The sequence below is a fragment of the Neisseria sp. P0001.S005 genome, from assembly GCF_051963715.1.
Window position 1 is genome coordinate 1 of sequence record NZ_JBQCTZ010000360.1, and the last position, 1,943, is coordinate 1,943.

At 51.3% G+C, this 1,943-nt stretch carries 3 protein-coding genes; 2 read left to right on the forward strand and 1 reads right to left on the reverse strand.

Annotation, left to right across the window (positions count from 1 at the left end; genetic code table 11):
- Positions 1–243, forward strand: a 243-nt coding sequence (locus ACTHSP_RS20125) for a MerR family DNA-binding protein (RefSeq protein ID WP_440346785.1), incomplete at its 5' end; no start/stop codon positions are given.
- A gap of 246 nt (positions 244–489) precedes the next feature.
- Here the strand turns inward: ACTHSP_RS20125 and ACTHSP_RS20130 are convergent.
- Positions 490–699 (reverse strand): heavy-metal-associated domain-containing protein, encoded by a 210-nt coding sequence (locus ACTHSP_RS20130; protein WP_004519826.1) that lies wholly within the window; start codon positions 697–699, stop codon positions 490–492.
- A 144-nt stretch (positions 700–843) separates the two neighbouring features.
- Between ACTHSP_RS20130 and ACTHSP_RS20135 the strand changes: the two genes are divergently transcribed.
- The coding region (locus ACTHSP_RS20135) for a sugar transporter (protein WP_440346786.1) at positions 844–1,943 on the forward strand (1,100 nt) is incomplete at its 3' end.

Here is a 1,943-nt window from a genome sequence, read left to right on the forward strand (position 1 = left end):
ATCCGCCATGCGCGGGAAGTGGGCTTTTCGCTGCCGCAGATCGGGCAGCTTTTGAGCCTGCAACACAACCCGCAGCGTACCAGCCGCGAAGTGAAAACGCTCACCGCGCGGCACATCGCCGAGCTGGAAGCCAAAATCGAATGCTTGCAGGGCATGGTGGCTGAGCTGCAACGTTGGCACGATGCCTGCACGGGAGACGACTTCCCGGATTGTGCGATTTTGGCCGGGCTGGAGGAGCGTTAGGCGGCTTGGGCAGAATAGAAACAGGCTACCTGAAAAGTTTCAGGTAGCCTTAGTCGGCCGCTAACGGTTTGGTACAGGCCTCGTCGTAATACGGCAGCCACTTGCCGCCGCTTTGCTTCAGATATGCGCGAAAACTTTTGTTTACCCGTGTGGCGGTGTAATCCAAATAATGGCAAAAAGTAAGTTATCAAGAGACAGAGGCCGTCTGAAGCGTTTCAGACGGCCTTTTCAAAATACGCTTATCGGTTACAAAGCCACATCGTAGCCGCCGTCTTCTACGGCATCAATCAGCGCATCGGTATCTGTCTTGCTTTCATCAAAAGTAATCACTGCATTTTTGTTTTCCAAGCTGACTTCTGCTTTTTCCACGCCTTCTACGCCTTCCAAAAGACGGGTTACGCTTTTCACGCAGCCGCCGCAGGTCATGCCGTCGATATTGAGGGTAACAGTTTGCATTTGTATTTCCTTTCATTCAAACAAATATGGTTGCCAAATACTTTACTCCTTACGCAAACAGCTTGCAAATTCTTCATTAAGGCCGTCTGAAAAATGCAGATAGGCGTACAATAACGACCTTTGCTTCATCAAACGGACATAATAATGACTTCAACATTCAAACAATGGGTTAGCGTATGCGCGCTGGCGGTGGGTGCGTTTATTTTCAATACTACCGAATACATTCCGATTGCGCTTTTGAGCGACATCGGTCAGAGCTTTGGCAAACCGGCAACGGAAGTGGGCATGATGATTACGGTGTATGCGTGGATTGTTGCGCTCCTATCGCTGCCGCTGATGCTGATGACGAAAAACATCGAACGGCGCAAATTATTGCTGATGCTGTTTGCACTGTTTGCGCTGTTTCACGCGCTGTCGTTCTTTTCTTGGAACTTCAACATCCTCTTGGTCAGCCGTATCGGGATTGCGCTGACACACGCGGTCTTTTGGTCGATTACGGCTTCTTTGGCGGTACGGCTTGCTCCCGCCGGCAAAACCAATCAGGCTTTGGGCTTGCTCAGTACGGGTACGGTTTTGGCGATGGTTTTGGGTATTCCGCTGGGGCGCGTGGTCGGGCAATACTTCGGCTGGCAGCTCAGCTTCCTGCTGATCGGCGTCTGCGCTGCCGGCGTAATGCTGGTGTTGGCTAAAAACCTGCCTGCTTTACCCAGCCAAAATACCGGCTCTTTAAGCAGCCTGCCGAGTTTGTTCAAACGCCGCAACCTGATGCTGCTCTATGCAATGACGGTGTTGATTATTACGGCACATTTCACGGCATACAGCTATATCGAGCCTTTTGTGTTGCAAGTTGGCGGATTTAAGGCAGAACAAGTTACCATCGTTTTGAGCCTGTACGGTTTGGCAGGATTTGCCGCATCTTATCTATTCGGCAAATGGTTTGCCAAAGCGCAACGTTTGTTTATGCTCGGCGCGGTGGCGGTCATCCTGCTTTCCGCCCTACTGCTTCTGCCGCTTGCCTCTTTCCCGTATGCAGTATATGCGCTGGTGTTTATTTGGGGCGTGGCCATCGTCATCGTCAGCTTGGGCATGGTGTCGAAAGTATTGTCGTTTGCTTCCGATGCGACAGATGTGGCCAACTCGATTTATTCAGGTTTGTACAATGTCGGTATCGGCGGCGGTGCGCTTTTGGGACATTATGTAACCGTCTGGTTCGGCCTTTCCAATATCGGCATTGCCGGAGCCTT